This is a genomic window from Sulfitobacter aestuarii (assembly GCF_042685005.1).
GTDB classification, from domain to species: domain Bacteria; phylum Pseudomonadota; class Alphaproteobacteria; order Rhodobacterales; family Rhodobacteraceae; genus Sulfitobacter; species Sulfitobacter aestuarii.
The window spans coordinates 1-5,657 of record NZ_JBHUMP010000046.1 but is presented as its reverse complement, the minus strand read 5'-3'; the positions used below and the strand labels follow the sequence as shown (position 1 = coordinate 5,657).

Below are 5,657 nucleotides of genomic sequence, written 5' to 3'. Positions count from 1 at the left end.
ACGCAACCCTCGAACGGAGAATGCCGCGGGAGAGGCCGCCGAGCCAGTCAGCTCACACGGCGATCATGGGGTCTAAACCTCGTTGAGCGTTTCTTTGCCGAGATCATATCAAGGCGCATCTGACGCGGCAGCTATTCCAGCGTCGTCGACCTGGAGGCCGCGATCCATGACTATCTCGCGCAGCACAAAGAAACGTCCAAGCCCTTCAGGTGGACAAAGAGCGCAGAAGACATCCTTGCCTGCGAACGCCGCGCACTGGGCGCGCTGGATCGGCAGCAGGAAAACAGGTAGGAAATGTCAGACTCAGAACACTAGGCGGTTATTCCACATGCGTCGCCTCACATCAGGATTCTCTCGCCGTTCCGCCATATTTGCGGTAGGTAGCGGGGTGTTTCTTCGATCGCCTGCCCCGGCAGGCGGCGGAAATCGACGCAATCGGCCCGCTCGCCGTAGCACAGCACGCTCACTGCTGCGCCGTCTATTCTTTCGCGCAGGCGTGGATGGATCGCCAAGCCTCCTCCCGGTGGCAAATCGGCAGTATAGAGCGGCACCAGCCCGCAGCGGCGGCCGAGGACCCGGTCTTCATCGAGCCATCGCAACAATGTCCGAGTCCCCGGATCCATAGCCTGCAGGAGCCCGACATAGATCCGGTCATAGCGCTGCATCTGGGCGGGTGCCGTCGTCGGATCCAAAGCCTTCGGAATCGCGAAGGGACGTGGCCGGTCAGCGCTATAGCACAGGGAGCGGGCGCGGCGGTGATGCGCAATTTGAGCTTCGTAATATTCACGCCGCGCCCCGTAGTAGAACCAGCCCATTCCAGTGGCATCATCGACGGTGGCATTGCAGGCGTGGTCCCGGGTCAGCGTCAAAGGCCCCTTGTCCAGAAGCGGCACGGCCTGGGCACCAAAGAGACAGCGTACCCGGCGCAACAATTCGCTGTCGGCGGACACCCGCACCTCGTCCCAACGTCCAAGGCAGTCTTGCAGCAGAGTCCGCGGCAGCATCAACGACGAAAGGTTCTCGAAAACCAGGTTGCCGGAACCACTCCACCGGCTGACCCGCAGATCCTCGTGGACCCGGGTTTGCTGCGTCATGCAGCCCGCAAATCCGCGTTCGCGCAGCAAAAAACGCATCTGCACCAAAATGCGATCGGGATGCGACCAATCATCAGCATCATGCAGAGTAATGAAGTCGCCCTGCGCTTCTTGCAATCCGATATTGCGGGCCGCATAGGCCCCACGGTTCCGTTCCAGGGCGATGAGCCGGATACGGGAATCGCGCCGCATCGCCGCGCGTACCCGCATAGCGGTAGCGTCGCGACTGGCATCGTCGATTACAAGGATTTCTAGATTTTGCCAGTTCTGGCAGCACAAGCCATCTAGGGCGGTAAGGATGGTATCAGCGGCATTATGGGCCGCCATCAACACGCTGACCAAGGGCCCCTCCTCACCGATGCTGCCCCTGCCCGGATCCGCATCCGGCCCCCGCAGCCGATCCAGCAGTGGCCCCGGCCCCGGGATCTGCCGCAGCGGACCGGCCCCGGCTAGGGCCAGCGCTTGGTTCAAGCAGTCTAGACGGGCACCGGGGGTGGGCGCGCATCGGGTCGCGGCCAGATGCAGATCCCGGCTTTCCGGTAAGTCTTGATAGAGTCTCCAAGCCTGATCCGCCTTGCCGACCGCTTCGAGAGCCACCAGATATACCGGCGCAAGCCTGCCTGGGATCTCGTCTCGCCCGCCTCGCGCCGTCAACCTAGTCAGCCACTGCAGGGCCAACTCGAATTCATTGTGATACAGTGCCCAGAAGGCCAGGATTTCGCAGGCCCCCGCCGCGCTCCCTGGATCGGTTTCATTCTCGGCCGCCGCCTCCAATGCGGCGAGCGGTGTCGCGCTCAGTCCGCCGGTTTCCAGAAGGCTGCGATAATGCGAGAGGCGGGCGGCGGCGGTGCAGCGGCTGGGTTTCACGGCCATCGGATAGGGCAAACGGCCTTCGGCTTGGCCGGAATGCAGATAATGCAGCAGCGGGTGCAGACCCGCTTGGGCCACATCCGGATAGCGTAGCAGATAATGCCGTCCGGAGAACCGCGGCCCCGGATCTCGCAGCAGCGTCACGCCGACCCTTAGATAATGCCGCAGCGGATCTGTTCCGCAGTGCAGGACATCAGGATAACGGTCGAGGTACCAATCCGCGTCGAAAAGGCCCGATCGCTGCAGCAGCAGCGTATCCTCGGGGCTCAACATGAGCCATCGCTTTGCTCCAGCAGCCGCGTCAAAGTCGTGATTTCCTCCCTGTATTCCTGTAACCGGGTTCTCAACGCCTCGACCTGGGCGATGAGCTGGCGGTTCTGGGCAGTGAGTTCCTCGATCTGCCGCTCCGCCCGATCCACGGCACCTGGAAGGGCGAGATCGCTCATGCGCCTGCCACAGCAAGCTTTTGACGAATCCGCGCGATATTGGGCTCGGCGGCCTCGGTCAGGGTAATGTTCTGCAACATGCTCTCTTCGATGAAGTAATGCCCCGTGAGCACCGGCAGGGTTGCGGGGGCTCTCTGCGCCGTATAGCGCAGGATCAGATCCCAATCCACCAGACGGGTCAGTTCTGGGTCAAATCCACCATATCGTTCGTAAAGCCCGCGATGATGCACGAAACTGTTCAGATCTACGTAATTTTCCTGTTCTAGGGCGAGCCTGTCGTAGCGGCTATAGAGAATATCGCTCCATCCCGCGCTGAGGTTGTGACGGCACAGAGCAGTATAAGCGCAGCCTTCGCTGCCTGACATCTGCAAGGCCGCGCAAGCCACCAAGAGGTGATCGGGCTCCCAGGTATTGTCACTGTCCAGATAGGCGATCACATCCCCCCGGGCGCGCTCAAGCCCCGCGTTACGGGCATGACTGACCCCGGCACGGGGCTGGGAGAGAATGACCAAGCGGTCCTGCTCAATTGCATCGGCAAACTTTTCCTGTAGCAACGCAACCGTCCCATCGGCGCTGCCGTCGTCGATCACAATGACTTCCCGCGCCGCCAGCGATTGCAGAAGCGCGGAGCCAACCGCCTGGCTGATAACATGGGCGCGATTCCAGCTTGGCATGATGACGCTGACACTGGCGCAGGCCCGCTCAAGCAATGCATCGCGAAATGCGCTGGGCAGTTCGTCGCTGAAACAGGGAGCGTCGGAAGCAGCCAGATCGGCCAGGGACAACGGCGGGACAGCGTGTCTGGCGGCAAAAATTTCCTGGATTCTCCTCTTCCAGCCGAGGCTCGGGTGCCGAGGCATCGCTTGGCTCCGGTAATGCTGGGCAGTAAACTGAGCTTTCTGGAGCTGACCGAGTTGCCTCACTTTGTCCTGTCGAAGGCGGCTGAGCAGCAGGCCAAATAAGCGCTCCATTCCCGCCGATCCAGAGGCCGACGCGGGCGCAGCGTTCAGCATCTGCAAGCAGGATCGCAACTGCACCTCCAAATCAGGTGCCCCTTGCGGGTCCATCAGAGGATGATGCAACAATTCGACAAGCTGTTCCGTTATCGCTGTGTCGGGAATATCAGCCATTACGTGATCTGTATCCGAGTTCCCGCAAGACCCGATACGCCCCCGCCTACCTCAAAACACCTGATCATATTCCCCCACCCCCGGCTCGCTGCGGATCACCCTGTCCAGATCCGCAAAGATCGCGCGCCGCTCCGCCTCGCTCTCGGCGCTTTCGCAGACCACCACCAGGTTCGGCGTGTTGGAGGAGGCCCGCACCAGTCCCCAGCTGCCATTGTCGAGGATCACCCGCGCGCCGTTGACCGTGACCACCTCTGCCACCGCGCGGCCGCCGAGCTCCTTCACGCCCTCGAGCTTGGCCACGATCCGCGCGAGAATATCGTATTTTTCCTCATCTGCGGCATAGGGCGACATGGTCGGCGTGGCATAGGTATGGGGCAGGGCGCGGCGCAGGTCGGACATGGATTTGTCCGGATGCCGGTCCATCAGCTTGCAGATCTCGACCGCCACCCGCATGCCGCAATCATACCCCCGACCCACCGGCTCGGCGAGGAAGTAATGGCCGGATTTCTCGAACCCCGCCAGCGCGCCGAGCTCCTTGACCCGGCGTTTCATGTGCGAATGGCCGGTCTTCCAGTAATCGGCCTTGGCGCCGTTCTCCTGCAGCACCGGGTCCGAGGCAAAGAGCCCGGTCGATTTCACATCCGCCACGAAAATGCTGTCGGGATAGATCGCCGAGAGGTCGCGGGCCATGATCACCCCGACCTTGTCGGCAAAGATCTCCTCGCCCTCGTCATCGACCACGCCGCAACGGTCGCCATCGCCGTCAAACCCCAGCGCGAAATTGGCGCCCGAGGCTTTCACCGAGGCGCTCATATCATGCAGCATTTCCATGGCCTCGGGGTTCGGGTTGTAATGCGGAAAGGTGTAGTCGAGCTCATTATGGCTCGCCACCACCTCGACACCCATGCGCGCGAAGAGTTCCGGCGCAAAGGCCGACGCCGTGCCATTGCCGGTGGCGCAGACCACTTTCAGCGGCCGCGACATTTTGAAATCGCCGACCAGATCATCGAGATAGGCCTCGCGCACCCCGTCGACGAATTCATAAGCGCCGCCGGGCCGCGCCTCGCCCTCGCCGTTGAGCACGATGTCGCGCAGCTCGGCCATCTCCTCGGGCCCATGGGTAAGCGGGCGCTCGAACCCCATCTTCACCCCGGTCCAGCCGTTCGGGTTATGGCTGGCGGTGACCATGGCGACAGCGGGCGCATCGAGATGGAACTGCGCGAAATAGGCCATCGGCGACAGGCAGGGGCCGATGTCCTTGACGTGGATCCCGGCCTGCATCAGCCCGAGGATCAGCGCATTCTTGATCGACAGGGAATAATCCCGGTAATCATTGCCCACCGCGATCACCGGCTCGATGCCGCGGCGCTGCATCTGGGTGCCGAGACCAAGGCCAAGGGCGGTGATGCCGGGCAGGTTGATGCCTTCGGGATATTGCCAGCGCGCATCATATTCGCGGAAACCCGTGGGCGCGATCATTGCATCACGCAGGAATTCCCAAGTGTTGGGGGTGACTTCGGCAAGCGGTTTCATCATTGAAAATATCCTGAACTGAGGGTCACTTCGTGATAAAGGGATTGGGAGGGCGGTTCAACTGCGCGCGGATCGCGTAACGAGACCAAGCCAAAAGAAACAAGGCTTCTTCTGGCCCTAAATACCTCAGGGAGTTTGAAGGACAGCGTCCTTCATTCCGTCGGTCAGCCAGAAGCATTTACATAATGTGAATTACCGGATCGGCAGAAGGATCTTCCCCCTAAACCACCCCCGCCCGCAGCAGATCGTGGATATGCAGCACCCCTACCGGCCGGTTCTCGTCATCTGCCACCAACAACACGCTGACCTTGCGCGCATTGAGGATCGCCAGCGCCTCGGGTGCCAGGCAATCGGCGGTCACGGTGACCGGGTCCGGGTTGGCGATCTCCCCGGCACGGCGCGCCATCAGCCCGTCCATGTTGCGCCGCAAATCGCCGTCGGTGATCACCCCGCTGATCCGGCCGTCCTCGACCAGCACGCCGAGCCCGAAGCCCTTGGAGGTCATTGCCAGCAGCACCTCGCTCATCGGCGCGTCGCTCGGGATCACCGGGATCGCGTCGCCGCCATGCATCAGCTCGCCGACC

5 protein-coding genes are annotated in these 5,657 nt (G+C 62.0%); all 5 read right to left on the bottom strand.

Annotated features, from left to right (window positions below; translation table 11 throughout):
* Positions 1–338 precede the first annotated feature (338 nt).
* Positions 339–2,237: a glycosyltransferase family 2 protein gene (locus ACFSUD_RS19320; RefSeq protein ID WP_386376137.1), complete on the bottom strand. Its 1,899-nt coding sequence runs from the start codon at positions 2,235–2,237 to the stop codon at positions 339–341.
* Entirely contained in the window at positions 2,231–2,410 is a 180-nt protein-coding gene (locus ACFSUD_RS19315) for a hypothetical protein (RefSeq protein ID WP_386376136.1), read from the bottom strand. Before ACFSUD_RS19315 ends, ACFSUD_RS19320 begins: the two co-directional genes overlap by 7 nt.
* Positions 2,407–3,540, bottom strand: a complete 1,134-nt coding sequence (locus ACFSUD_RS19310) for a glycosyltransferase (protein ID WP_386376135.1) — start codon at positions 3,538–3,540, stop codon at positions 2,407–2,409. The genes ACFSUD_RS19315 and ACFSUD_RS19310 overlap by 4 nt, the downstream gene beginning before the upstream one ends.
* Positions 3,541–3,591: 51 nt before the next feature.
* Positions 3,592–5,076 (bottom strand): phosphomannomutase/phosphoglucomutase, encoded by a 1,485-nt coding sequence (locus tag ACFSUD_RS19305; RefSeq protein WP_386376134.1) that lies wholly within the window; start codon positions 5,074–5,076, stop codon positions 3,592–3,594.
* Positions 5,077–5,293: 217 nt separating this feature from the next.
* On the bottom strand, positions 5,294–5,657 hold a 364-nt coding region (locus ACFSUD_RS19300), incomplete at its 5' end, for a CBS domain-containing protein (RefSeq protein WP_386376133.1).